Genomic DNA, 25,872 nt, shown 5'->3' with positions numbered 1-25,872 from the left:
ATAATGACTACAAAAGATAAAAAGCTAAAGATAATTACCACTGAAGAGCATTTTGCCACTAAGGAAATCAGTGCGTACTATATTGATCAGGTAAAGGCTCTAAACCCTCATTTTCAGGATGCCTATAGCATTAATGACAAGTATTCTCCTTCACTAGAACAGATTGCCGATCTGGCAGACGGGCGCATAGCGGATATGGATAAACATGGCATTGATATGCAGGTATTATCCTACACCAGCCCCGGACTACAAATGGTTGCAGGCTCGGAGGCAGCTCATGTAGCTAAGAAAGCTAACGATTTGGTAGGTACAGCCATGAAGAATTATCCTGACCGATTCTCTGGATTTGCATCTCTGCCCACTGCGGATGTAAAGGCGGCTGTTTATGAGTTGGAAAGATGTGTGAATGAGCTAGGAATGAATGCTGCGATCATTAATGGCAGAACCAATAACTTGTTTCTGGATCACCCATCTTTTGAGCCCATCTTGGCTACTGCAGAAAAATTAGAAACGCCTATTTATATACACCCTGTAGTGCCTCCAAAGGCGGTGTATGATACTTATTTTGATGGCTTAGATCCGTTAGTGAGTGCCAGGTTCTCTACAGCTGGCTGGGGGTGGCATAATGAGGCAGGAATCCACGGTGTGAGGATGATGGCCGCTGGAGTTTTTGATAAATATCCAAACCTTCAAATTATACTCGGACATTGGGGTGAGATGGCCACCTTTTATCTTGAGCGGATCTCAAATGTGCTAACCCCGGTATCTAAAAACTTAGATCGTAGTTACTCAGAGTACTTCCAAAACAATTTTTATATTACGCCTAGTGGTATGTTTTCAGTACCCTCTCTGCTACATAGTATGCAGATCATAGGGGCTGATCGTATTTTATATGCAGTAGATTATCCATATGTGCCACATGATGGGGCCAGAGCATTCTTGGAAAACGCTCCCATTAGCGAAGCTGATAAGCATAAGATCGGTTATCAAAATGTTGAAAGTTTACTAAAATTAAAATTTTAAGATTATGAAAAGTATGAATCAATCTGTTGAAGGTGTGAAGTCTGGAATTTTAAACGTAGATGGCGCTTCATTATACTATGAAACTAAAGGAGACGGACCGTTGATGTTGATGATACCGGGTGCGAATGGTGATCATTTTATATTTAACGGGATAAGGGAAATCCTCAGTGAAACTTTTACCGTGGCCACCTATGATAGAAGAGGCTTTTCGGGATCTGAGCTACAAGGGGATCAAGATTATTCAAAACGAATAAACACTGATGCTAATGATGCGGCAGAGCTAATCAAATACCTTACTAATGAGCCGGCATATGTTTTTGCCAGTAGCTCCGGCGCACTGGTTTCTCTTCAGTTAATGTCATTACACCCAGACTTAATAAAAGCACTTATTCCGCATGAACCCACGGCTTTAAAATACCTAAATGATACAGAAAATTGGGAAAAGGCTAATCATGACCTATATGATTTATATAAGGAAGAGGGAGCAGGAGCTGCTAAACGCAAGTTTGTAGATTCATACATCCCCGGTACGGCTGATGGGGAAATCATGAAGAAAAATGATGGTAGTGATAATCCCAACGTAGTCTATTGGTTCGAACATGAAGTAAGACAATACCCGTCTACTGATTTTGATACGGACGTGCTCAGAGCCAATAAAGGTAAAATAGCCTTTTGTGTAGGTAGGGAGTCGATACAGGCAGTGGCGGCATGGCCAGTTACTATTCTGGCTAGTCAGTTCGGAACAGATGTCCTGTATGTACCTGGCGGGCATCTAGGCTATCTACTGCATCCGCCGACATTTGCAGTCGACTTGATTGATGGCTTAAAGAAAAGAGGGTTAGTATAAAGGGATGTTAAGTCATTTGTTAAAAAAACCGACTGCCACATCTTACCAAGTAGATTTAGAAAAGCAGCGAATCAAGGAATTAATAGAGTTCGAAAGGTTCTGTAGAGATAATGCTCAGTGGGTAGAAATGAAAAAGTGCTTTTCAAAGAATTCTAAAGTGAGCATTAGTTGGTATGAAGGGACAGGTTTTGGGTTTGTAGAGGCGTCAGAGAACATGGAGGGAAGGGCGCCTCACAAGCTTCATAATACTCTGGTTTGGGTAAATGGAGACAGAGCTGTTGCAATTGTTATGGCAACCATACAGAAGCGATTGAAAATTCAAAATGTGCTTTGTGAATTGAACTCAGATGCTAAATTGATATATAGTTTAAAAAAAGAAGCTGAAGAGTGGTTGATTAATGGCTTAACGGCCGTCTATGAGCAAGATAGTATTAACACAGTAGTGCCTGGAGGCAAGCTTGAGATTTCAAAGTCTATGCTTGAACAATTTAGGTCGAGTTATGCTTGTCTATCATATGCTTTAACCCAAATGGGGTATGTAGTGAATAACGATCTACCAGGAATAGATAGAGATGACTTGGTGGCAAACATCTATAAAGAGATGGATGATTGGTTAAAGTGGAATAATTAAATATTAGTAAAGGGATTTTAAGGATGAAAAAAGGAATAATATTTTCGTTGGTACTATTGATTTTCGCCGCTTGTGGTTCAGAGCACACTTTAGTGGAAATTGAACGAGAAGTAGATGTGGCAGCTCCCATTCTATTAAAGAATGTGAAAGTTGTGGATCCTAAAAGTGGAGCCATTTCTGATGTTACCAATGTGCTAATCAAGGATGGTGTAATTGCTGATATTTCAGAGTCATTACCTGCCGGCGATGGCATTCAGACAATTGATGCGACTGGCAAATATGTAGTGCCGGGATTTATTGACATGCACTTACATGTTTTCAATAAACCAGATCCTACGCATAATTTTAAACTATTGCTTGCCAATGGTATAACGGGTTTTAGAGAGATGGCAGGGAGCGAGGAACTTCTTAAGAAGAGAGCTAATGGTACTTTACCAGCATTTGAAGATGAGCCAACCGTATTGGCTATGCCTGGAGAATTGTTAATGCCCAATAATGGCACTAATGTAGAAGAAGCTTCTGAACTTGTAAAGACAGAAAAGGAGCAAGGAGCTGATTTTATCAAAATTGCCTTTGTGGAGCCTGATGTGTTTTTCGCAGCGTTAGCCCAAGGCCGTAAAAGCAATATTAGAGTACTAGGACATGTGCCTGCACCAGTGGATATGACCATGGCATCTGATTCTGGCTTTATTACCATAGAGCACTTGGGCATGGGCTTAGGAGGTCTCGTGGTAGCTTCTCCTGAAAAAGATCAGTTACTTAGTGAAGCCCCCACAGTACCAGGCTTTTTGAAATATGTGCCTGGATTTGCCGCAGGATTGGCCCATGGTATAATTGAGAAAAAGCTGATCAACCCTATGAAGGGCTTCAGTGAAGAAGAGTATGAGCGCATGCAAAAGATTATTAGCACCTATGATGAGACACTTTCGGTTCAGGCGGCTCAGGTATATGTGAAAAATGGAACATGGCAGGTGCCCACTTTCATTAGACTCAAAACCAGTATGTTAGCCTTTCTGGATGAGCATAAGAATAATCCTAATCTAAAATATATAGAGCCTGAAGAGCTTGAGGCCTGGCAGGAGGTGACTAATGATTACGAAGAGTCACTCACTGATGAGGAAAAGGAATTTTTGATACAAGTCTATCAAAAGGAGTTAGCGCTAGTAAAACTCTATGACGAGCAAGGCGTGAAAATGCTCACAGGTTCAGACGCTGTAACTGCAGGCTGGATAGTGCCGGGCTTCTCTTTGCATCAGGAGTTTAAAGAATTGGCCGATGCTGGTATATCACCACTAAATATTTTACGCATGGCCACCATCAACGCCGCTGAATATTTGCAAATGGAGCAGGAGATAGGCACAGTGGAAAAAGGGAAGAAGGCCAACCTGGTACTTCTCAATAAGAACCCACTAGAAAGTGTAGAAAACATGGGTGCCATAGGTGGAGTAATGATCAACGGCCATTATTCTTCTGAGGATGATATTAGTGTGATGCTAAAAGATTTGGAGTATTGAGTGATTTCTGGAATTAAAATCTTTTTTCTTGGGTCTATGGCTAAAACCTAATAGACAATATAAAACAAAAGCTCCCTGTGAGGCCGAGAGCTTTTTGTCAGGTTCTAAAATCCAGTAGTAGCATTTAGGATTTCTCACATAATGTGAGGGAAAAACCTGTCTGTGTTATCTAATTAAACTGGTACGGAAGCACGTAAAAGGGTGTCTCCGGTTTAAACAGTATTCTTGTCAAAATATCATCATAATGTTTCTGCTTAGAAGGCTTCGTGTAAAAATGATCCACCTTCATAGACGGAAATATATGTATGTTAGCAGGCACTGTTTCACTGTAAAGTACATTCAAAGTTTCAGAAAGCTTAGGCATCCCATCTATCGCTCTAAACCAGGTATAAGCTTTCAAAAACGACATTTCATGATTGATAAAAATGAAATCTGGAGTTACTCCGGAATCATTGATATAATTAATCGCATCACGCACCTTTGAGAAATATTTCATTTTGTGTTTCAGCTCCAATCTTTCAACCACCTGTGTTAACTCCTCAAACTCTTTTCTGTTCTCATCAATTACAAAAGATAAAGCCATAACTAAAATATTTAAATTCTCAATTCATTTTACAGGGGTTGGGTTGATTAGTAAAATTGCAATCGTTTTCTGAATTCAAATCTAGTCAATAATATCAAATTATTGTCATTAATGAAATTTATTTTAGCTGAATTTTTGGCTAAATCGATTTGAACTGATTTAATTCAAATGGTTATGTTATATAATTAAGATAGACTATATTGTTTCTGTTATATTTAAAAACGAAATATGTCTATAGTGAAAAAGGTAGAAGAGATTTTCAATATCATTGAAGAATCGAATGGAAAAATTATTCCTGAGGAAATATTAAAGGATGTTCCTATCAAGTATCATTTTAATGAAAGTAAATACCCTCAACTTTTATTTCAAATTACCAGGAATGAGCTAAAAAAGCTAGAAGACCTCGATATTTTAAAAGATGAGGTAGTCAACTTTGAAAAGGCTGATGAATTCTCTATTCTAGAAAAGCTGTTATTATCTATCTTATGGAAACAAGGTGATCTAGGTAAAGAAAGGCATCTTGTTAAGGGGATACAGGGTAAACCACCTGAGAATAATAGAGCTGTTGTTTTTCAGCAATTTGGTAGGCATCTCTGCGATAGAAATGAACCCATTATTGATCAGCATGTCATCAGGGCTTTTAGATTGGCTCGTAGGACTGATGAGGTGGATCTAAATAAAAGGGTAATCACTTGGGATGATGTAAATGCTTATCAAGGTTGGATTGAGAAGCATGAAATTTCTGATCTTGATACTATTGATAAGATCTTGTTCGCTTTAGGTAAATGGATTAAAAACGAATATAATGATGGAGAAAGGAATAATAATAAATAAAAATGATTTGAAACCACAATTTGATAGGCTAGCGGAATACCTTTTTAATCATGTTGTTTTGATAAGTAACAAAGTGGAATACAGATTGGTGGAAATCGAATTTTATTTTAATTGTGAACAGCATAGGGACAGCAGCACTCACGAGCATAATTTGGATGCTTGGCAATGGCGATTTCACAATAGTGGATTAGATATTACTTTGTGGGAAAGTGATAATCGTGAAGGCTACGGAGGAATACTTATCCGATCCATTAAGTCACTAGATGGAAATTTCACAAACGGACCTAGAAAAGTTGTTTCTCAACTATTTAGGGATCAAGGAACAGTTAGTGAAGTGAATAATGGAATTAGATTAGTGGAAAAATCCTTTGATGATCTATATTCATTACACGATGAAGAAAATAGGATTCTTTCTACTTGGAGGCACAATATAGGCAAGTCAGAGTTTGCCGATAGCACTTATAGGTATATTATTGACAGAACTTTAAATAATAAGGTAAAAGGGCGTGAGCAGGTTTGTCGCAAATACTTAATGGATCACCCGGAAAGGTCAGATGAGGTAAAGCAATGGCTTGGTTATAATTTAAAATTAAAGTCTAACATTTAGTTAGACTCCACCTTCGCTCTAGACTTCCTTACTTTCATTTTTGCCAATATTTCTTCAGGGTAGTCCTTATCATCTTCGGCATCATACACATTGAGTCGCTGACCTTCAATGGGTTGTATTAAGTCTTTCTGCTTGCAGCCTAATATCTCTGCTGCTGTTTGTACCCCAGAGAATGTGGCTCCGGCAACACCATGAGACAGAATGCTGGCTCCACATAGATACAGGTTTTCGATCTCGCTCTTTGGTTTATAGGAGAGGGGACCTACTTGTTTAAAGGTTTTCTCCGTGCCATAAGCACAGCCATTGGTGGTATTAATGTAATACTCATTGGTTAAAGGAGTACCCAATTCTTGTATGACAATCTTTTCACGAATACCTGGAACCACCTCTTCAATGGCATTGATCATTTTATTGGCAATGGCCTCTTTTAAATCCTGATAGGCTTGGGATTTTCGTTTCTCAGGTGTTCTGAATTCATTAAAGGCCTTATGATTAGTGAATGTTACAGCCTCTATGGTATGGTAGCGACCATTAAAGCTGGTAGGGTCTTTTATGGTAGGACAGCTGATGAATAGAGAAGGCATTTTTTCGCCTTTGGCCACGTCCATGTCTAAAAGATCATCATAGGCCTCATCCAAATTTATTTTAGCTGCTTTCCAGATGTTACCGCTGTCTATACCTGCCTTTCTTAAATCCATGTCCACCACTAGAAAGAGCATGAGGCAGGCAGAAGAATATTTGGTGCCATTAAGCTTTTTGATCAATCCATTACTCAAGTGGTTTTCGCCCACTAGTTTTCTATATGTCACCTCAGGATCAGCATTGGAAATGATACGTTTTGCAAAAATTTGTTCGCCATTGTCCAATTCTACACCAATGGCCTTTTTGTTATTTTTCTTACCTGTATCTTCAACCAAAATCTGTTTTACACTGGTGCTGGTGCGAATTTCTCCTCCATTCTTCTTTATCAGTTTGGTCATAGATTTTACGATGGCTGCTCCACCACCTTTAGGATAAAATCCGCCTTTGGCATAATGGTCCATCACAGCGCAATGAACCGGAAAACTGGCTCTGGCAGGAGGGAGGCCATGATTTCCGCTCTGCACGTTAAGTACGGTTTGCAAAAGCGGATCTTTAATAAACCAATTGATGACTCTCTTAAGGCTGAATAATCCATATTTGCCCAGATGTCTGGTGCGGTAAGGAATGGTGATATGATCCCAAAATCCATTCATCTCAGGTATAAGTGCCAGCTGCTTACCTACATTTTCAATAAGTTCTAAATACTTTTTTAATCCCTTTTTCTCATGAGGAAACCTTTCTGATAATACCTGATAGAGATCATGGAAATTAGATGGAAGGTCTATCTTTTCGTCACCAATATGGCAGTGTTCATAGGCCTCTTTTCTCATTCTAAAAAACGTAAGATCATTGGCCACGCCAAGTCCTTCATATAATTCTCGCGTAGAGCCGCCCTCGTTGAGCATGCCTATGTAGTGAACGCCAGGCGAGAACTGATGGCCTTCAAGGTAGAAGCTGTGACACCATCCCCCAGGCACATCATGCTGTTCTAAAACTAAGACACTCTGACCTTCGCGTGAGAGACAAATTGCTGCCGATAAGGCACCTGCTCCCGATCCTATAATGATATTATCAAACTGCATGCTGCTACTACCTAAAATATTACAGGCCAATATACAAAACATCTATTCATAAAGAAGTGAATAGCAAGCCTTAATTCTTGAGTATGTGTGTTAATCCATTTCTACCTAACCATATTGATCTAATTTTTTTCAGATCACATTTAGTAACTAAACCTAGTGAGTGAGCATAGCTAACATTAGCTGATAATGTCTGAGCTTAAGATATTCGGTGTCAGGGATAAGAACATTTTGATGATCTGGTAGACAAAACTTCAAAGTTTATCAACAGTAACCAATATTAGTGATTCTACCACTATAATTGGCGATTGTAGGATGATGTTATGGCCTATACATTTGCGGTCTATTTAGATTTATTCTAAATAATTAACTCAACCTAAACTTAAGTATATGCTGCAGAATAGCTATGCCCATCAACTTCTTGATGGGCTTACTAAAGACCAATTGTATAAATATATTTTCAGCGAGCTTCCTGAAAACAAAGCTTATTACCAGAAAAGTATGAACCAGACGGTGAATGCCGTGATGGAGCACCTTGAAAGCCGTGATAATCCTTTTAGTGGAGCCTCTGTGCAGATGTTGAAAAGTCGTTTTTCAAAGGTTTTTATAGATGACACCAGCTACGGATCTAGCTTGCACGAAGTGCTGGATGAACTTAAAGAGCTGTATCTGAATGACGCTGTTTCATTTCATCATCGCAAGTATGTGGCGCACCTTAATTGCCCTATACTCACGCCTGCACTGGCTGCAGAGGTAATTATTAGTTCCTTAAATACATCTATGGATACCTGGGATCAGAGTGCCGGGGGCACGTTGATAGAGCTACAGCTTATAGATTGGACACTAAATAAGATAGGTTATCCGGTAAATAGTGATGGTATATTCACCAGTGGAGGCACTCAATCTAATATGATGGGCTTACTGCTGGCCCGAGATCACTTTATCCATAAGCACTATAACATAGACCCCAAGCTGGATGGGCTACCTCATGATGCTTCTAAGTTTAGAATATTTTGCTCCGAAGTAAGTCACTTTAGCCTGAAGAAAAATGCAGCCTTACTAGGAATGGGACAAAAATCTATTGTAGCCGTACCGGTTAATGAAAACTTTCAAATGGATGTGAATGCTCTCACTGAATCTATTGAATATGAGAGGTCAAAGGGTAATGTTCCTATTGCTGTGGTAGGTACAGCGGGTACAACCGATTTTAGCTCTATTGACCCCCTCACAGCTATAGCAGAAGTGGCAGAGACCTATAAACTATGGTTTCATGTAGATGCTGCTTATGGTGGAGGTTTAATGCTGAGTGATAAACACAGTCATAAATTGGATGGTATTGAGCTTTCAGATTCTGTCACCATTGATTATCATAAAACATTCTTTCAACCAGTTAGCTCCAGTGGCTTTTTTATGAGGGATAAAACGCATGTGGATTACATAAAATACCATGCTGACTATCTTAACCCTAAGGAGCAAGAGGAAGAAGGCCTGCCTAATATGGTAAAGAAATCAATTCAGACTACCCGTAGGTTCGATGCCTTAAAGCTATGGATGACACTAAGAATGATGGGCAGAAGAAAGCTTGGACAATACATTGATGATATTATTCTTTTGGCTCAGCAAACAGCCCTTATGCTTCGGGAGCGAGGAAAATTTGAAGTTCTGAATCAACCGGAAATAAGTGCCATAGTTTTTAGATATAATCCTCTTCCTGCCACTAAAACAGATTTATGTGGCGTAAATGCACATATTAGAAAAGCCATGTTCAATGAAGGTAAGGCCTTGATAGCCAGTACGAAGGTCCACGATCAGGTCTATTTAAAATTTACTCTTCTCAACCCTTTAACAGAGCTCTCAGATATGGAAGAGATCGCTGGAATTATAGAAGAACATGGCGATCATTACTATAGAAACAATTAACCATTAGCCTTAATACAATTAAACATGAGTAACGATAAAATATATGATTTTGTAGGTGTAGGTGTAGGTCCTTTTAACCTAGGGCTGGCATGTCTTACAAATTCCTTAGATGGACTGGATGGTATCTTTTTCGATAAATCAGAAGGCTTCAATTGGCATCCTGGTATGATGCTGCAAGATACTACTTTGCAGATTCCATTTATGGCAGATCTAGTAACGTTGGCCGATCCCATAAGTCCGTTTAGCTTTCTTAACTACCTCAAAATGCAAGGTAGAATTTATTCTTTTTACATAAGAGAAAATTTTCTAGTACTGAGAAATGAATATAATCAGTACTGCAAATGGGTGGTAGAACAGCTTGAAAATGTTCACTTTCAGACCGAAGTGACAAATATTACCTATGATGAAGAGCAAGGTTTTTATGTGATAGAAACAGCAAAGCGAAGTACTGGAAAAATTGCTGCTATTAAAGCTCGCAAACTGGTGCTAGGCACCGGTACTTCACCCCATGTGCCACACTGCTGTTCGGTAATTAAAGACAGGGCTGTACATTCTTCTCAATACCTTAATTATAAGAGCCAACTGCAGGCGAAGAAATCTATCACTGTGCTTGGCAGTGGCCAAAGCGCTGCTGAGATTTTTTATGATTTGCTACAGGATGCAGATAATCACGGGTATGAACTCCATTGGATTACCCGGTCACCCAGATTCTTTCCATTGGAATACAGCAAGCTCACCTTGGAAATGACCTCTCCGGAATATGTAGATTACTTTTATAATTTAAATGCAGAAAAGAGAGATCATTTAGTAAACCATCAAAAACACCTTTACAAAGGAATTAACAGTTCTCTTATATCTGATATTTTTGATTTGCTCTACACTAAAAAACTAGTGGCAGATATTCAGGTGGGGTTAAGGACTAACTCTGAGCTGGTAAAAGCGGAATATGATATTGCCACTGGTAAATTTCAACTTAACCTATTCCAGCAAGAACAGGAGAGACCTTTTACTCATGAAACGGAAGGTCTTGTTCTAGCTACAGGCTACAAATACAGTCAGCCAGACTTTATTAAAGGCGTAGAAGGGCGTATAAAATGGGATGATAAGGGCAGGTACGATGTCAATAGAAATTACAGTATAGACCATCAAGGTAAAGAAATCTTTGTGCAAAATGCTGAGCTTCATACTCATGGCTTTGTCACTCCGGATCTGGGGATGGCCTGCTATCGCAACTCATATATAATAAAGGAGATGACGGGCACAGAGCATTATCCTTTAGAAAAAAGCATTGCCTTTCAACAGTTTGGTGCACCGCAGGAAAAAGCTATTCAGAAACTTGAATTAGTATAACCCATGAATCTTAAATTATTTCTTATTGGCATGACATTGCTGGCGGTGGTAAGTGACTCCATGCTTCATCCGTTTTTCCCTCAGTTTTTTAAAGGCACTTTTGGGGTTAGTGATCCCAAACATGTGGGGTATTACATTGCTGCCATGTGTTTTACTGTAATGGTGGCTTTTCCGCTTTGGGCGTTTGTAACCAAACGGGTAGCTGAGTTAAAGTTGCTGGTCTACACGCAGTTGGCGGCAGGGCTCTTGTGCGTTTACTGCTTTCGGATAAATTCATTAGCACTGTTTTGGGTCATCTCCCTTACTATGATAGTTTTTAAGGGTAGTTACCTGCTTATCTATCCATATGTAATGAGCTTGGTGGAAAAGGAGAATCATACCAGCACCGTTGGGCTATTATCAGTAGTGGTACATTTTGGTAGTATCCTGGGAGCCATTCTGGGTGGTGCAGCTGTAGATTCATTCAATCCTAAATTTATATTTCTGGTTATGGCCGCCGGTGATTTTATTCAGATGGCAGTAAGCTTTTATCTGCTTAGAAGCTCCCGTTATAATACTGACTATAAGCTACCTGACGAGCCTACCGAAAAAAGCGATCTCCTTCCTAAAGATTTTATCTTAAAACTAGGTCTAATTACCATGATTTTGTATGGTAGTGCCTATATGATAAGGCCTTTCTTTTCCGTGTATTGGGAAGCAATCTCAAGCTATGATAGTAAAATAGTTTCTGGTTCTATGTATGCTCTTCCGGCTCTGGTAGCTCTTGTAGCCTTATGGCTTGATCATAGAAAAATATTGGCCAAAGACGGCTTCAATGCTATTATACCTTCCATAATTCTTGGTGTTGCAGGTCTACTTTTACAGGGCTCACAGGTAGCATGGGTGATAATTGTTGGACGGCTAATTTATGGCTGGGCCATCTATCATGCGGTGATAAAATTCGATGTGCTACTATTTGAACTCAGTACCCCAAAAGCCTATGCTACAGATTACAGCAAGATACATTTCTTTCAGAATTTGGGTGTGCTGATTACCTCATTTGGCGTGGGGGTAATGGTAGATCAGTACGGCTTAGTTATTCCATTCTGGATAGCTGGAGCTGGCTTTTTAATCACCCTATCATTGTATTGCCTGGTCTTTAAAAGTTCGCGGGAGGGACTGGGGAAGCCTTCAATTTCCAATCAATAAAAATTAAAATTTCAAACATGTCTTTTATAATTCAACCTAAAAATAATAGAAAGCCCATTTTCAGAAAGCATATCAAAGGCATTGGTGTCTTTGAATTATACGCTTTTGATGTAGAAAGTGAGTCAAAGTACATCCACCAGTGGGTCAACCAAGATTACGCAAAATACTGGGATATGCAGAATACCTCTTTAGATCAGGTTAAATCTGCTTACCAGGAAATAGTAAATGGCCATACCCAAGTCTTTATGGCATATTACAATAATGCTCCAATCTTTTTGCTAGAACGGTATGATCCGGAGCAGGATCTCATAGGAAAATACTATGATGTAAAACCAGGAGATGCTGGCATGCATATACTAATAGCTCCTCCAAAGAGCAAAATTGCCCATTTCACCTGGCATGTGTTTACTACTATTATGGATTTTATATTTTCAGATGAAAAAGTAAATAGGATAGTGGTAGAGCCCGATATTAGAAATGAGAAAATTCATGTACTTAATAAGAAAGCCGGATTTAAATATGATAAATCATTAAAACTTCCTCACAAAACAGCTCATTTGGCCTTCTGCACAAAATCTGATTATCGAATAGCCAAAAGTGAGCATGATCTAGGTGGGCCTATCACATTAGCCAATGATCCTGAAGAAGCCGTAAATCACCTGAATGAGAAAAACTGGTCAAAAGCTAATATCATTTTTATTAGAAAAGCTATTGGTGAGTTTGCCCATGAATTGATATTGCAACCAAAATCATTTGAAAAGGACAGCAATGGATATGAGCACTATGCACTAAGCGCTGACCAGCCTGGAGTAATCTATTACTTTAGAGCTAAAAAGCTGGCTTTAGATCATTGGTCTATAGATGAAACCAGCATAACCAAAAAAGTTAATGATGAAACAGCTGCATTAGATGGATTGTCATTCATATTGGATTTTAAAAACACCCTTGGCATACCGGCTGAAATGTTGCCTACCTATTTGGAGGAGATTGCCAGCACTCTCTACGGTAGCGCTTATATGCGACAGACCAAAGCCACTCCGGCTACTGAACTCATCAATGCAGAATACCAGCAGATAGAGCATGCTATGACCGCCGGTCACCCTTGTTTTGTAGCTAATAACGGACGCATTGGATTTGATACTGTAGATTATAAAAAATATGCTCCTGAAGCTGATACAAGCTTTCAATTAATATGGCTAGCTGGTCATAAAGAACAGACCAATTTTTCTCATGTCAACGGTCTGACGTACAGGAATTTACTTTCAAATGAGCTTGGCGATGAGGTAGTGAATCAATTTAATGATAAGCTAAATTCTTTAGGAGTTAGTGCTGACGAGTATTGCTTTATACCAGTACATCCATGGCAGTGGTTTAACAAATTGGCAAGTATATTTTCTCCTGACATCGCCAATAAAAGATTGATTTACCTGGGAAGGGGGCGCGATCAATATTTAGCTCAGCAGTCCATAAGAACATTATATAATATTACTAAACCCGATAAATACTACGTGAAAACTTCCCTTTCCATTTTGAATATGGGATTTATGCGGGGTTTATCTCCATATTATATGAGTGGTACTCCTGCTATTACTGAGTGGGTAAATCAAACATTGGGGAATGATCAATATTTAAAAGATCAAGGTTTTGAAATGCTGGGTGAAGTAGCCACTGTTGGCTATAGAAATTTCTATTTTGAAGAATTGGGTAGGACCAACGCTTATAATAAGATGCTTTCGGCCTTATGGAGAGAGAGCCCATCATCAAAGCTGGCTTCTGGACAGAGGCTCATGACCATGGCAGCCTTACTTCATAACGATGAAGACAACCGGTCATTAGTGGCAGAATTAATCAATGCCTCAGGCTTACCAGCAAAGCAATGGTTACAGAGTTATCTCAAATGTTATATGAAACCTTTGCTTCATTGTTTTTATAAGTATGACACCGTTTTTATGCCGCACGGTGAAAACCTGATCTTGGTTATGGAAGAGAATGTTCCGGTAAAGGCTATAATGAAAGATATTACAGAGGAAATGCAAGTCTTGAGTAGCGAGGTAGAGCTAAGTGGTGAAGTGAAGAGAATATTTGCCGATGTGCCAGAAAATATCCGATTACTCTCAATATTCACCGACGTATTTGATTGCTTCTTTAGATTTTTAAGTGCCATACTGGAAGAACAGAATATTTGTACAGAAGGCGTTTTTTGGCAAACCGTAGCTGAAGTTATTTATGAATACCAGGAAGATTGGCCACAATATGAGCATAAGTATATGAAGTTTGATCTATTTGCAGAAGAGTTTGATAGGTCATGCCTTAATCGGCTGCAGCTAAAAAACAATAGGCAAATGGTGAATCTGGCCGATCCTGCGGCGGCTTTACAGTTTTTCGGTAAACTGACCAACCCTGTAGCTACCTTTAGGAGAGTGAAAATGGAGGGCAATGTGTAATGGAAACGCTTCAAAATAAAAGAATTTCGGCCATAGACTTCGGCCGGGGGATGAGTGTGCTAGTTATGATTCTTGTACATACATTATGGGTGTATGGAAGTATAGAGACTCAGCGAGATTCTACATTAGGACATGTCATTCATTTTTTAGGTAAGGGCACAGCTATGTTTTTAGTATCTATGGGAGTTTCATTTGTTCTGTCCAGCAGACAGAGCGTGGCAGGATCCATGAAAAGAGGGCTTATCATATTAGGCGTAGGATACCTAATGAATGTTTTAAAATTTATAGTGCCACTAGAGCTATTTCACACTATGCCAGAGGGCTTCCTTCAAGACTACGGTTGGGTCAGACCGCTAAGTTCAGGTCAGCTGATTTGGCTGGCTACTATTGGAGATATTCTACAATTAGCCGGCGTGGCGCTGTTTTTTATGGGATGGGCTAACCGGTACGTGAAAAATAAATTCATTTTATTGGTGATAGCATTGTTAATAGCTCTTCCTTCCCGTTTGCTATCCGGCTTTTCCACAGATATCCCTGTATTACATTACCTATGTGAATTATTCTTTAGTGATGCCTGGCATGTTTATTTTCCGGTGTTTCCCTGGATGTCGTTTATGTTTGCTGGGATGTTTTTCGGTCGTTATTATAAAGAAATGCAAAATGATCAAGACTTACTGTTCAAGAAAATGTTGCTATATGGACTTATCTTTTTAGCTGTGGGTGGTGCATTATGTTATTATAATTTCACATATCATTTTGGAGACTTTTTTCATTTGGGACCTGGGGTGCGTTTTATCTCCTTGGGTTAAATCTAGTGGCTTTTTGGGTCGTTCATTTCCTGATTAGAAATACTGAATCTAATTATTTCCTTAACCTGGTCTATTATTGTAGTAAGAATGTTACCTCCATGTATGTTATTCAATGGACACTGGTGTTTTGGGGTGCCATGATATTTGGTTATAAGTCCAAATCTCCTCTGGAAACCATGCTGATAATGCCCGTGGTAGTGTTAGCTACTTTTGGGGTGAATTACATCTTTAAACTAGCTAAAAAACAGGTAGGCAAGAAAGCAATAGCCTAGATCAGCAGCCCCAGGTCTGCTTTGGTAGAGCTGGGGTGATTTTATTTTGGAAATGAATGATGAGATTATCAGTATGAGTCACTCTTAATTTTTAGGTATCAAAAGCTTTCATCAATATCTTCAAGTATCTTTACCTCTGGTAAATCGATTTACTTGAAGCTCAGGGTTCTTATTTAGAGCAGTGGTGAATAGTAATACCAATAAATTAAAGTTATTGTCTAAAATTTTCAAATGATATATTTATCCAGGTCATTGAAGCAACTGACCTTTCATATAGCCATTCTTTTGGTGGCTTTACCAATAGCAGCCTCTGCTCAACAGACGGATTATGATGTTGAATTGAAAAGGTTAAAGCAAGCTGCTTCAACCAAGCTTTCTGATAACGTGAAAGAGTTTAATGGTTATCCCAATAGGCCAGAATCTGATTCTCCTTTTGATAACAGTAAAAAAGATCAACTGCTACAGGATAATGTGCCCTTGTTCATATCATCCAACGAGAATTTTACAGAAGTTTATAACTATCGCTGGTGGATGATCTCTAAGCATTTCAGAAAATGGACGGACCCGGATGATAATAAAGATTATTGGGTGTTTACCGAGTTTTTTGGCTGGCCAGGCCACGGCAGTATGAGCGGGGCTATCTCTTGTCCTGCAGGCCATCAGTTTTATGATTTAAGATGGTTTAAGGATAAGACATACTTACAATCATATATTGATTTTTGGATGCAGGGATATGGTTCTAAACATGATCAAAGAGATGGTACTAATTTTCATACCTATATAAAAAGACCTGAAAGTCACCACTTTAGTAGCTGGATGATCGATGGTGCCGAGGCTTTTCTAAAGATTCACCCTGATAACGCATGGAGAGACCAATTGCTGCCTCACCTTGAAAAGCACCAGCAAGTGTGGGATGATAAATTCACCATCCATAAGGAAGGAGCCGTTACAGATGGACTCTACAAGGTGCTTGATCTTTATGATGGTATGGAGTTTACCATATCGGCCACTATGCCGTTGATTGAAAGTGGTGGTCCCTATGAAATATATACAACAGAAGATTGGAAGAAGTACTATTTAGGCTGGAATACGATAAGTGATGTAAGTAGAATGGATTGGGTAAATAAATATCCTCAAGCCTTTGCTCATGGCTATCCTCAGGTGTTTTTGGCGCGTCCTTCTATCAACAGTTATTATTATGGTAATCTTATGTCTTTAGGAAATCTGTATGCTTTGAAAGCAAAAGATTCTGGAGATAAAGCAGATAAAAATCAGAGCAAAACCTATTATGATAGGGCTAAAGAACAGCAAAAGAAAACTCTTAACACGCTCTGGAATGAGGAAGATAGCTTCTTTTATTCCTTCACAGCTGCTGACAACAAATATGGCGTGACCGACAAAGCATCAAAAGTGCGTGAATCAGTAGGCTATTCCCCATGGTACTTTAATATGGTGCCTCAAGGCAAAAATGAGTACAGTGCGGCCTGGGAAATGCTAGGGTCAGATAAGGGTTTTAATAATACCAAAGGCATGTCCACGGCAGAAATACAACATCCACTATACAATGAACAAGCCTATGCCTGGAATGGTCGTGGATGGCCTTTTCAAAACTCTGTAGTAAACAAAGCTTACGCTAACTACCTGAGAAACTATAAAAAAGAAGCCACTGAAGAAGATAAGGAATTACTATACAGCCTGATGGATAAGTTGGTAGTGATGCACGGTGAAGAGAAAAACATCGGCGAGTTCTATATCCCCAGCAACGGGGAGACCTTTGGGGGCGTGAAGGATTACTTCCATTCCACCTTCCCCGATATGCTTATTTCTGATCTGTTGGGCTTTAAAGGCTCACACAAAGATGAATTCTCCCTGGAGCCATTGCTCCCTCAAGATGAATGGGAATACTTCTACCTCGGGAATATCAACTACCATGATCATCTTATCGACATAGTTTGGAAAAAAGACTGGGATAAAAAAGAATCAGGAAACCAGAGCAAGCTTTGCATTTGGGTAGATGGTAAGTTGGTTAGTAAAACCAATGAGCTTGGTGATAAGTTGGTGGTGGAGTTGTAATTCAATATTAATAAACATTTTTTAAATTAAATCATAGATAATGAATAAGTTAAATAGGGTACTGGTCGTAGTATTTGTCTTAGTTAGCATCAGTTGTGGATCTAAATTAACCTTTGAAGAGCAAATTACTCAAGATGTCTATTCAAAGATATCAGAAGGTTACTGTGAGGGCAAAAATATTCCTAAAGATGCTGAGATAATCGATCTAAAAATTGGTGATATAACTCCGATTGGAGACACTGGTATGATAGATGTGTCTTTAGAGTTTGATATTGCTTTAGCAGAGGGAAAGAAAGAACATATGAAGAAATCAATGTTGTATTTAAAGGAAAAGAATGGAGATCGAAAAATGTTAGCCATATTCTGTGATTATGATTATCGAGAAGAAAAATAACATTTAAGTTTCCAATAGAAGCTCCCTAATCCTTGTTTTTAACGAGGATTTGTAGAGCCTAGCATTTGTAATGCGATTTTTTACTTGAAGTATTCCATAGCCTCAGTTCCTTTACTTTTTTGCAATCGACCAAAAAAGTGACAAAAAAGTCTTTCTTGCTGCAGGGTCTTTCGAGATCTACAGCATTTCATAGATAAGCCCTGCCACTAAGGACTTGAGATTAACCAGCATTTCAATCATCTCTCACCGCACGACTGAGCAGCAAGATTTACTGCATAGCCGAATCACCTGAGCCCCGTCGAAGGGTGGACGGTCGAGGTCCATCTCATTGGGCCTTTGTAGGTGTCTTCATCTACGAAACTACAGACTGTATTCATTTTCGATTTGGTAAGGTTAAAATGGAAAGACAATTAACCACGTCCATAACGTCATTCCGGCTGCAGCGCAGCGGAGAGCCGGGATCTTGCTAATCAGCCGCTGCATCCGAACAGTAAGATTCCGGATATCATTTCGCTATGCTACATGATTCCGGAATGACGTTATGGGATAAGTTTGGTGCTGTATAAGTACTGTAGTGATTATAACACAGGAAAGGATAACCAATTTATTATGAGGTGTTTAAGTTCTATCCATCCAAGCAGCATTACCTCACCTCAAACGGTCATCTCGAGACCGAACATTTGGTACCCAACCGCACAAAACGAAATGACGTTAAGATAGAAGTGGCCTGTACAACATAGCCGTACCTCGTATAGTGCAATTTGCCTGTCCTCGAGCATGGTTGGATAGATAGGAGTCACAAAGTATGGTACTTCCTTGTTTAGGAATGTCCGATTGGTAGTCTGTCGTGTACAATATTTCATCCTACAGGTCTTTGTTTATCTTTTAAAATATTTTAGTCATGAAAAAGATGAGAGCAAATGCTGCAGGCATAGATATAGGTGCCAAGCACATTTTTGTGTCCTTAGAAAACAAGGATGTTCGAGTTTTTGAGACCTTCACTGAAAGTTTTCGAGAGGCATCTTCCTATTTATTATCAGAGGGGATCGAGACAGTGGCTATGGAAGCTACAGGTGTTTACTGGATCATCCTTTATGAGATCCTTGAATCAGCAGGTTTAGATGTCTGGTTAGTAGATGGGCGCCAGACTAGACAAGTACCAGGTCGAAAGACTGATGTAAAGGACTGTCAATGGATTCAGCAACTCCATAGTCATGGTTTGTTGAATCGCTGTTTTGTTCCCGATGCTCAAGTAAAGGAAGTTCGTGCTTACCAGCGCTTGAGAGAAGATCATCTGAGAACAGCCTCTATGCATGTAAATCATATGCAAAAGTCACTAATTGAGATGAATATTCGACTCAAAGAGGTGCTCAGTCAGGTACATGGAGCCAGTGGTCTGGCAATCATAGAAGCCATCCTGTCAGGAGAACGTGATGCCCAAAAGCTCTTATCCTTGTGCCATAGCAGTATTAGAGAAAAAAAAGGCATCTCAAGTCCTCAAGGCGCTTTCAGGCTATTATACCGAGGCTGGGTTGTTTGCTTTGGAACAGGCATACAGCGGTTATAAATTTTATAAGCAACAAATACAGGCATGTGACCATAAACTAGAGGAAGTTATGAAACGGGTCAATAACTACGATTCAGATATGCAAAGCAAAAATGAAATAGAGTCTGTTAAAGACCGAAAACCAGTTAGGCATAATAAACCTGATATTGACCACTTAGGAGGACACCTACTTAAAATTTTTTCAGGCAAAGATGCTACGTGTTTGCCGGGTATTACCGATTATACCTGGCTACAATTGTATTCGGAAATAGGTCTGAAACTTTATAATTGGCCAAGCGAGAAACATTTCACTTCATGGCTAGGGTTATCTCCAGGTCAACACCAGTCCGGCAAGAAAAACAAAACCAGAAACCGAAAGTACAGGCCGAAGGCTGGACAAATATTTAGGCAACTTGCCCAAAGTTTAATTGAAAGCAAAAAGATAGCACTAGGTGCTTTTGGGCGCAGATTAAAAAGCAAAAGAGGTCCTGGAATAGCGACTAAAGCCACAGCACGAAAACTGGCAGTACTCTACTGGCGGCTTATGGTAAAAGGTCTTGACTACACAGAAAAAGGGATCAAAGCATATGAAGAAAAAATGCAGCTTCATAGAGAAAAGTGGCTAATAAAAACAGCTAAAGAATTAGGTTATGAGCTTGAACAAATACCTATTTAGTTTATTACGTCATTGGTACGGAAGGAGAGATCTATTCAGTTTGTTAGCACTCAATGTGTAGAGGCGTTTAATTAATAGACTTCTCACTGCCGTTCGAAGTGACAAACTCGCGGTGTGCGCATTAACATAACATTCACCCTCTCCCTAATCCTTGTTTATAACGAGGATTTATAGAGCCTAGCATTTGTAATGCGATTTTTACATGAGGTATTCCATAACCACAGTTACTTTACTTTTTTGCAATCGACCAAAAAAGTAACAAAAAAGTCTTTCTTGCTGCAGGGTCTTCCGAGATCTGCAGCATTTCATAGATAAGCCCTGCCACTAAGGACTTGAGATTAACCAGCATTTCAATCATCTCTCACCGCACGACTGAGCAGCAAGATTTACTGCATAACTGAGTCACCTGAGCCCCGTCGAAGGGTGGACGGTCGAGGTCCTTCTCATTGGGCCTTTGTAGGTGTCTTCATCTACGAAACTACAGACTGTATTCATTTTCGATTTGGTAAGTTTAAAATGGAAAGCACAATTAACCCCGTCCATAACGTCATTCCGGCCGCAGCGCAGTGGAGAGCCGGAATCTTACCGTTCAGTCCCCAGAAACCTAACAGTAAGATTCCGGATATTCTTCCGCTACGCTACTGAATTCCGGAATGACGTTATGGGATAAGTTTGGTGCTATATGAGTACTGTAGTGATTATAACACAGGAAAGGATAACCAATTTATTGTAAGGTGTTTAAGTTCTATCCATCCAAGCATTCAAGCTGCATACCTAATCTCATGCGGTCACCTCGACACACTATCATTAGGCATCCAAAGCATTACAGCCCAGTCCAGTAAAGCGGGGAAGTGAATATATAGAAGTACACTTACGGTTGAATAGGCATAGTATATGAGTATAAATGATCTTGTATAAATGCTGGTAATCCTATCTGATTTAATAGGTCTTATGAAAAGTAATTCTGCTAGCCAGGAAATAGTATAGACTAAATTAAGACTAAGACCGATAAGTATGTACACAAAGGGAATGGTAATGTATCCGACAAAGAAGCTCAACAAGCCAATAATCAACATGTACAGGTTGTAAATGAGCCGATTGTATTCCCACCAGCTTATAGTTTTAAGAACGCTAGTGTGGGATCGATTAAGTATTTTCATGTAAAATAATCGTGCGTCTGAATTTCATGAGGTAAATATGCATGATATTGTTCAATAGATATAGTATTAAACTACGATAAATACCATCACCCAGATGGCATCGCTACGGCCTATATCCATATCTTGATTAGTAAGGTTAAATATGGAAAACACCAATAACCCCATTCATAACGTCATTCCGGCCGCAGCGCAGCGGAGAGCCGGAATCTTGCTGATCAGCCGCTGTATCCGAACAGTAAGATTCCGGATATCATTTCGCTACGCTACATGATTCCGGAATGACGTTTCGGAATGAGTTTGGAGACTTATAAGTGTTGGAGAATAAACCTCATTACTATCCAAAGCCATAAAAGTCGCTTCAAAGAATATCCGGGTGTCCTTCTTATAATTTTAGTGACCTTGTAAATGATTAACTGTGGGAAAATCATTACTGTTCTCGTGAACAAATACTGTTTTTCACCATTATAATCATTCAACTAAACCCTAAAATTATGATATCATCTCTCAATGTGGGCAAGGCCGCCAACGGTTGGTCATGGGTCCACGTTCGCTGGATTTTAGCTTTATCAGTTATTATCTGCTTCTCAACTTTTCAATCTTACGGACAATATATCGTAGAGAATTTAACGCCTGGCACTACTATTCGTGAAGGTCTTTCCCTGGCTCAGGCTGCGGATGGTAGAATCTTCATAGCTGAGCGAGCCGGAACGGTAAAGGTTTACCAGGGCGGAGTGACCTCAACTGCGTTTTCGGTAAGTACTACCACTGACAGCGAACAGGGGCTTTTGGGCATTACCCTGCACCCTGACTTTATGAGTAACGGCTATATGTATGTGTTTTACACCCGCAGTGATAAATACCTGCACATCATCGAACGTATTCAGTTGGATAATAACAATCAGGAAGTGGGGCGACAACAGATTATGACCTTAGATCCAATTCAGGGAGGTTTTCATAATGGTGGAGATCTCAAGTTTTTTAATGGCTATTTGTTCATCACGGTAGGTGACAGCCAGAATAGTGGTAACTCTCAGAACCTGGATACTTACAGAGGTAAAATTCTACGGGTTACAGAATCAGGGTCGCCGGCTCCGGGCAATCCTTTTTATGGTTCTGGCAGCGTGCAGAAGCAAAGCATTTGGGCCCTTGGTTTTAGAAATCCTTTCAGGTTAGTGCCTAATGTGAAGGCTAATAAGCTTTTTGTTTTGGACGTGGGTACCTCCTGGGAAGAGATCAACGATATTACTGATCCTTCACCTCAATTTAATTATGCCTGGGGGCATCCGCAGGGTGGTGATGGCAACCAGACCGAAACCGATCTTTTTATCAATCCTACCTTTGCCTTTCAGACCGGAAGCATAGGAAATGCCATTGCCAACGGTCTTATCTATAACCCTGATGTAAGCAGATATCCGGCAGTTTTATATAACAAGTTTATCTTCAAGGATTATCTGAGAAATGAGATTCGCTACTTCGATTGGACACAGAGCAACCCTGGCTATACCTCATTTTATAATTCACCCCACCGCACGGCTTTAGGAATGATATTGGGGAATGATGGCTATATCTATTACTGTGATTATGGTAATAATGGAAACCTAATCAGGCTCAAATATGGTGATGAGGCCGAACCTGAGATCATCAATCAGCCGATTTCTCAGTCTGTTATAGAAGGGGAGTCAGTGAGTTTTAGTGTAGATGTATCTGGTGCTGAGCCTATTAGTTATCAGTGGCAATATAACAACCAAGACATAGCAGGGGCCACTGGCAGCACATATTCTATTTCTTCAGCGGCTTTATCAGATGCTGGTAATTATCGAGTTGTAGTGAGTAACAGTGTAGGCAGCGCTACCAGTAACAATGCCGTGCTCACCGTGAATGAATTTAATAACCATCCTGAAATTGATATTATCGCTCCGCTGGCGTCGCTGATGTGGGATGCAGAAGATAATATATATTTTGAAGCCACAGCTACTGATGTAGAAGATGGCGTATTGCCCGCCAGTGCCTTTTCATGGAGTATTGATCTTTTTCATGAAGATGTGCCGGGAGCAGGACATTCCCACCCAGGGGCAAGTCCTCAGGGGGTTAAGTCTGGTAATTTCATAGCTTCAAGTCAGGGTGAGAAAACACCTAACATATGGTATAGGTTCAAACTAACCGTTACAGATAGTGATGGACTTTCAGCTACTACTTTTGTGGATGTACATCCTAATCTGATCACCATTACGGCTACCACAGTTCCCGAAGGTTTAACCATAGAGCTCAACCAAAAGCCTGGTACCTCACCAGAAGTACAGCAAGCTGTGGTCAATGCTAATTTACAGGTATTAAATGCGCCGACACCCCAGTTTATTGGTAACGTCCGTTATGATTTCGATCATTGGGAACATGGCGGAGCCGCCAATCAAACCTTTACAGCTCCTGCAGTAGATGCTACTTATACCGCTTTTTATACTTCATCTGATGTAAGTCAGCAGCCCTACGAGGGTGTGGTAGCCCAAATCCCTGGCCTTATAGAAGCCGAGAAATATGATGAGGGAGTAGGGGCTTATTATGATATTAACGGTGGCGGTGATGGCACCTTCAGAACGGGCGACGGTGTAGGTACTGAAGCTTGTAGTGAGGGGGGCTATAACATTGGCTGGGTGGTAGATGGCGAATGGCTTGAGTATACTACTAATGTAAATCAGGAGGGTAGCTATTCTATAGCTTTCCGCATGGCCACGCCTTATGATAACAGGTCACTGCATGTGGAAGTGGATGATAATGATGTTACAGGAAATGTGGCCTTGCCCAATACCGGTGGTTTCCAGTCATGGCAAACAGCATCGGTGTCTGATGTTTTTCTCAGCGCTGGTAGCCATATCATCAAAATCTATTTCGAAGCCAATGATATTAATTTGAATAGCTTCGAGTTTATTTATGATGGCGATTCTGGTAGTGCCCCGGTGGCAGATTTTGAGGCCAGCAGTCAGCAGACTTGTGTAGGTACACCTGTTACCTTCACCTCAGTTTCCTTAGGTCAAATTGATAGCTATTCATGGAATTTTGGTGCAGATGCTACACCTGCCACCGCAACAGGTGCAGGACCTCACACAGTGGTTTATTCTACACCTGCCACTAAAACAGTTGAGCTGCAGGTGAGCAACCAGGCCGGGTCTGACAGTAAAATTGTTACTGTTCTTCTTGAAGATTGTAACAGTGCTCAGTCTCCATTTGGAGGATCTCCGGCAGAAATACCAGGCCGTGTAGAAGCAGAAGAATATGACCTTGATGGTGAAGGCATTGCATATCATGATCTCAGTGCCGGAAATGCTGGCGGTAGCTTTCGTGATGATGATGTAGATATACAACCTGCGGCTGGCAGCAATTATAATATTGGTTGGGTGCAGGCCGGTGAATGGTTAGAATATACAGTAAACGTAGTGCAACATGATGAATATGATTTCAGCTTTAGAGTGAGCACGCCTTATGATGGACAGACGCTGCATCTGGAGCAAAACGGAGAGAATATTTCTGGCTCGGTATCTATCCCCAATAGTGCTGGCTATCAAAACTGGCAAACAGTTACTGTAGGTGATATCCATTTGCATGAAGGTATTTCTGAGCTGAGACTGGTATTTGAAACCAATGATGTTAATATCGATTATATTGACTTTTATCCGTCGGAAGAAGATACCAATCCTGGGGGCACAGCTAATACGCTCCAGGCAGAAGATGCTACTGTTGTAGGTGCAGTGGTTGCAAATAATCAAAGCGGATATAATGGCTCTGGGTTTGTAGATTATATCAATGCCAATAATGATTATATAGAGTGGTCCTTCGTGTCTGCTGCCAATGAACAATTTACCTTACATTTTGACTATGCCTTGCAAGGGGGCAATAGACCTCTGCAGGTACAAATCAACGGAGATGTGATGGGCGTTTTTGACTTTCCCGCTACCGGGAGTTGGAGCACCTGGCAGTCTGTTTCAGTAGAGACCATGCTCATCGCTGGGAACAATACAATCAGACTCACTGCCGCTGGATCAAGTGGTCCTAATGTAGATCAATTACGTATTGAACCACAGGCCAATGCAGCAGCAAGAACATTTCAGAATGTGGGTTTGGATGTCTCGGCCAATGGAATTATCGTTTATCCAAACCCTTCAGTTGGCGAATTCAAACTGTCTAAAAGTGCTGAATGGATCTTATACAATGTAATGGGAGAGGAGCTCACTAGTGGTAACGGTAGAAGCATTGATGTGAAGAGCTATCCTGCCGGTGTTTATTATGTAAGTTTCAATGATGGTAAAGAAAGAGTAAGAGTAATTAAGTACAACTGATAGTTGATCACC

20 protein-coding genes are annotated in these 25,872 nt (G+C 40.1%); 17 read left to right on the top strand and 3 right to left on the bottom strand.

Annotated elements, in window-relative coordinates; translation table 11 throughout:
* Positions 1–3: 3 nt before the first annotated feature.
* The 4 genes from LVD16_RS17585 to LVD16_RS17570 are packed head-to-tail and all read left to right on the top strand — an operon-like array spanning position 4 to position 4,015.
* The gene (locus tag LVD16_RS17585) at positions 4–1,023 is read left to right on the top strand and encodes an amidohydrolase family protein (protein ID WP_233769588.1); all 1,020 of its coding nucleotides are present in this window, start codon (positions 4–6) and stop codon (positions 1,021–1,023) included.
* A gap of 4 nt (positions 1,024–1,027) precedes the next feature.
* Complete coding sequence (locus LVD16_RS17580) at positions 1,028–1,870, top strand: alpha/beta fold hydrolase (protein ID WP_233769587.1); 843 nt, start codon at positions 1,028–1,030, stop codon at positions 1,868–1,870.
* A gap of 16 nt (positions 1,871–1,886) precedes the next feature.
* The gene (locus tag LVD16_RS17575) at positions 1,887–2,501 is read left to right on the top strand and encodes a hypothetical protein (protein ID WP_233769586.1); all 615 of its coding nucleotides are present in this window, start codon (positions 1,887–1,889) and stop codon (positions 2,499–2,501) included.
* Positions 2,502–2,524: 23 nt separating this feature from the next.
* Positions 2,525–4,015, top strand: a complete 1,491-nt coding sequence (locus LVD16_RS17570; RefSeq protein WP_233769585.1) for an amidohydrolase family protein — start codon at positions 2,525–2,527, stop codon at positions 4,013–4,015.
* Between the two features lie 169 nt (positions 4,016–4,184).
* Here LVD16_RS17570 and LVD16_RS17565 read toward each other — a convergent pair whose 3' ends face one another.
* Positions 4,185–4,598, bottom strand: a complete 414-nt coding sequence (locus tag LVD16_RS17565; protein ID WP_233769584.1) for a hypothetical protein — start codon at positions 4,596–4,598, stop codon at positions 4,185–4,187.
* 228 nt (positions 4,599–4,826) lie between these two features.
* Between LVD16_RS17565 and LVD16_RS17560 the strand changes: the two genes are divergently transcribed.
* Complete coding sequence (locus LVD16_RS17560) at positions 4,827–5,432, top strand: hypothetical protein (RefSeq protein ID WP_233769583.1); 606 nt, start codon at positions 4,827–4,829, stop codon at positions 5,430–5,432.
* A 58-nt stretch (positions 5,433–5,490) separates the two neighbouring features.
* Positions 5,491–6,039, top strand: coding sequence for a hypothetical protein (locus LVD16_RS17555; RefSeq protein WP_233769582.1), 549 nt, complete (start codon positions 5,491–5,493; stop codon positions 6,037–6,039).
* On the opposite strand, the gene LVD16_RS17550 is transcribed toward LVD16_RS17555, so the two are convergent.
* Positions 6,036–7,733 (bottom strand): phytoene desaturase family protein, encoded by a 1,698-nt coding sequence (locus LVD16_RS17550; protein WP_233769581.1) that lies wholly within the window; start codon positions 7,731–7,733, stop codon positions 6,036–6,038. The two genes, LVD16_RS17555 and LVD16_RS17550, sit on opposite strands and share 4 nt — an antisense overlap.
* 357 nt (positions 7,734–8,090) lie before the next feature.
* Between LVD16_RS17550 and LVD16_RS17545 the strand changes: the two genes are divergently transcribed.
* The 10 genes from LVD16_RS17545 (at position 8,091) to LVD16_RS17500 (ending at position 20,372) form a co-directional block, all read left to right on the top strand.
* Positions 8,091–9,620: a pyridoxal phosphate-dependent decarboxylase family protein gene (locus LVD16_RS17545; protein WP_233769580.1), complete on the top strand. Its 1,530-nt coding sequence runs from the start codon at positions 8,091–8,093 to the stop codon at positions 9,618–9,620.
* 24 nt (positions 9,621–9,644) lie between these two features.
* Positions 9,645–10,970, top strand: coding sequence for a lysine N(6)-hydroxylase/L-ornithine N(5)-oxygenase family protein (locus LVD16_RS17540; RefSeq protein ID WP_233769579.1), 1,326 nt, complete (start codon positions 9,645–9,647; stop codon positions 10,968–10,970).
* 3 nt (positions 10,971–10,973) lie between these two features.
* On the top strand, positions 10,974–12,158 hold the full coding sequence (locus tag LVD16_RS17535; RefSeq protein ID WP_233769578.1) for an MFS transporter: 1,185 nt from the start codon (positions 10,974–10,976) through the stop codon (positions 12,156–12,158).
* 17 nt (positions 12,159–12,175) lie between these two features.
* The gene (locus LVD16_RS17530) at positions 12,176–14,602 is read left to right on the top strand and encodes a GNAT family N-acetyltransferase (protein WP_233769577.1); all 2,427 of its coding nucleotides are present in this window, start codon (positions 12,176–12,178) and stop codon (positions 14,600–14,602) included.
* Positions 14,602–15,411 carry a heparan-alpha-glucosaminide N-acetyltransferase domain-containing protein gene (locus tag LVD16_RS17525; RefSeq protein ID WP_233769576.1) on the top strand — a complete coding sequence of 270 codons (810 nt, stop codon included), beginning with the start codon at positions 14,602–14,604 and terminating at the stop codon, positions 15,409–15,411. The genes LVD16_RS17530 and LVD16_RS17525 overlap by 1 nt, the downstream gene beginning before the upstream one ends.
* A 5-nt stretch (positions 15,412–15,416) precedes the next feature.
* On the top strand, positions 15,417–15,683 hold the full coding sequence (locus LVD16_RS17520) for a hypothetical protein (protein ID WP_233769575.1): 267 nt from the start codon (positions 15,417–15,419) through the stop codon (positions 15,681–15,683).
* A gap of 231 nt (positions 15,684–15,914) precedes the next feature.
* Complete coding sequence (locus LVD16_RS17515; protein ID WP_233769574.1) at positions 15,915–17,756, top strand: MGH1-like glycoside hydrolase domain-containing protein; 1,842 nt, start codon at positions 15,915–15,917, stop codon at positions 17,754–17,756.
* A 40-nt stretch (positions 17,757–17,796) separates the two neighbouring features.
* Positions 17,797–18,150: a hypothetical protein gene (locus LVD16_RS17510; RefSeq protein WP_233769573.1), complete on the top strand. Its 354-nt coding sequence runs from the start codon at positions 17,797–17,799 to the stop codon at positions 18,148–18,150.
* Between the two features lie 901 nt (positions 18,151–19,051).
* Complete coding sequence (locus LVD16_RS17505; RefSeq protein ID WP_233769572.1) at positions 19,052–19,717, top strand: IS110 family transposase; 666 nt, start codon at positions 19,052–19,054, stop codon at positions 19,715–19,717.
* Positions 19,718–19,766: 49 nt separating this feature from the next.
* Positions 19,767–20,372 (top strand): transposase, encoded by a 606-nt coding sequence (locus LVD16_RS17500; RefSeq protein WP_233769571.1) that lies wholly within the window; start codon positions 19,767–19,769, stop codon positions 20,370–20,372.
* A gap of 788 nt (positions 20,373–21,160) precedes the next feature.
* Here LVD16_RS17500 and LVD16_RS17495 read toward each other — a convergent pair.
* Positions 21,161–21,532: a hypothetical protein gene (locus tag LVD16_RS17495; RefSeq protein ID WP_233769570.1), complete on the bottom strand. Its 372-nt coding sequence runs from the start codon at positions 21,530–21,532 to the stop codon at positions 21,161–21,163.
* Positions 21,533–22,023: 491 nt separating this feature from the next.
* On the opposite strand from LVD16_RS17495, the gene LVD16_RS17490 reads away from it, so the two are divergent.
* Entirely contained in the window at positions 22,024–25,860 is a 3,837-nt protein-coding gene (locus LVD16_RS17490; protein ID WP_233769569.1) for a carbohydrate-binding protein, read from the top strand.
* Positions 25,861–25,872: the final 12 nt, after the last annotated feature.

The sequence above is a fragment of the Fulvivirga ligni genome, from assembly GCF_021389935.1.
Lineage (GTDB): Bacteria > Bacteroidota > Bacteroidia > Cytophagales > Cyclobacteriaceae > Fulvivirga > Fulvivirga ligni.
The sequence above is the reverse complement of the archived record's forward strand: the minus strand, read 5'-3'. Positions and strand labels throughout refer to the sequence as shown.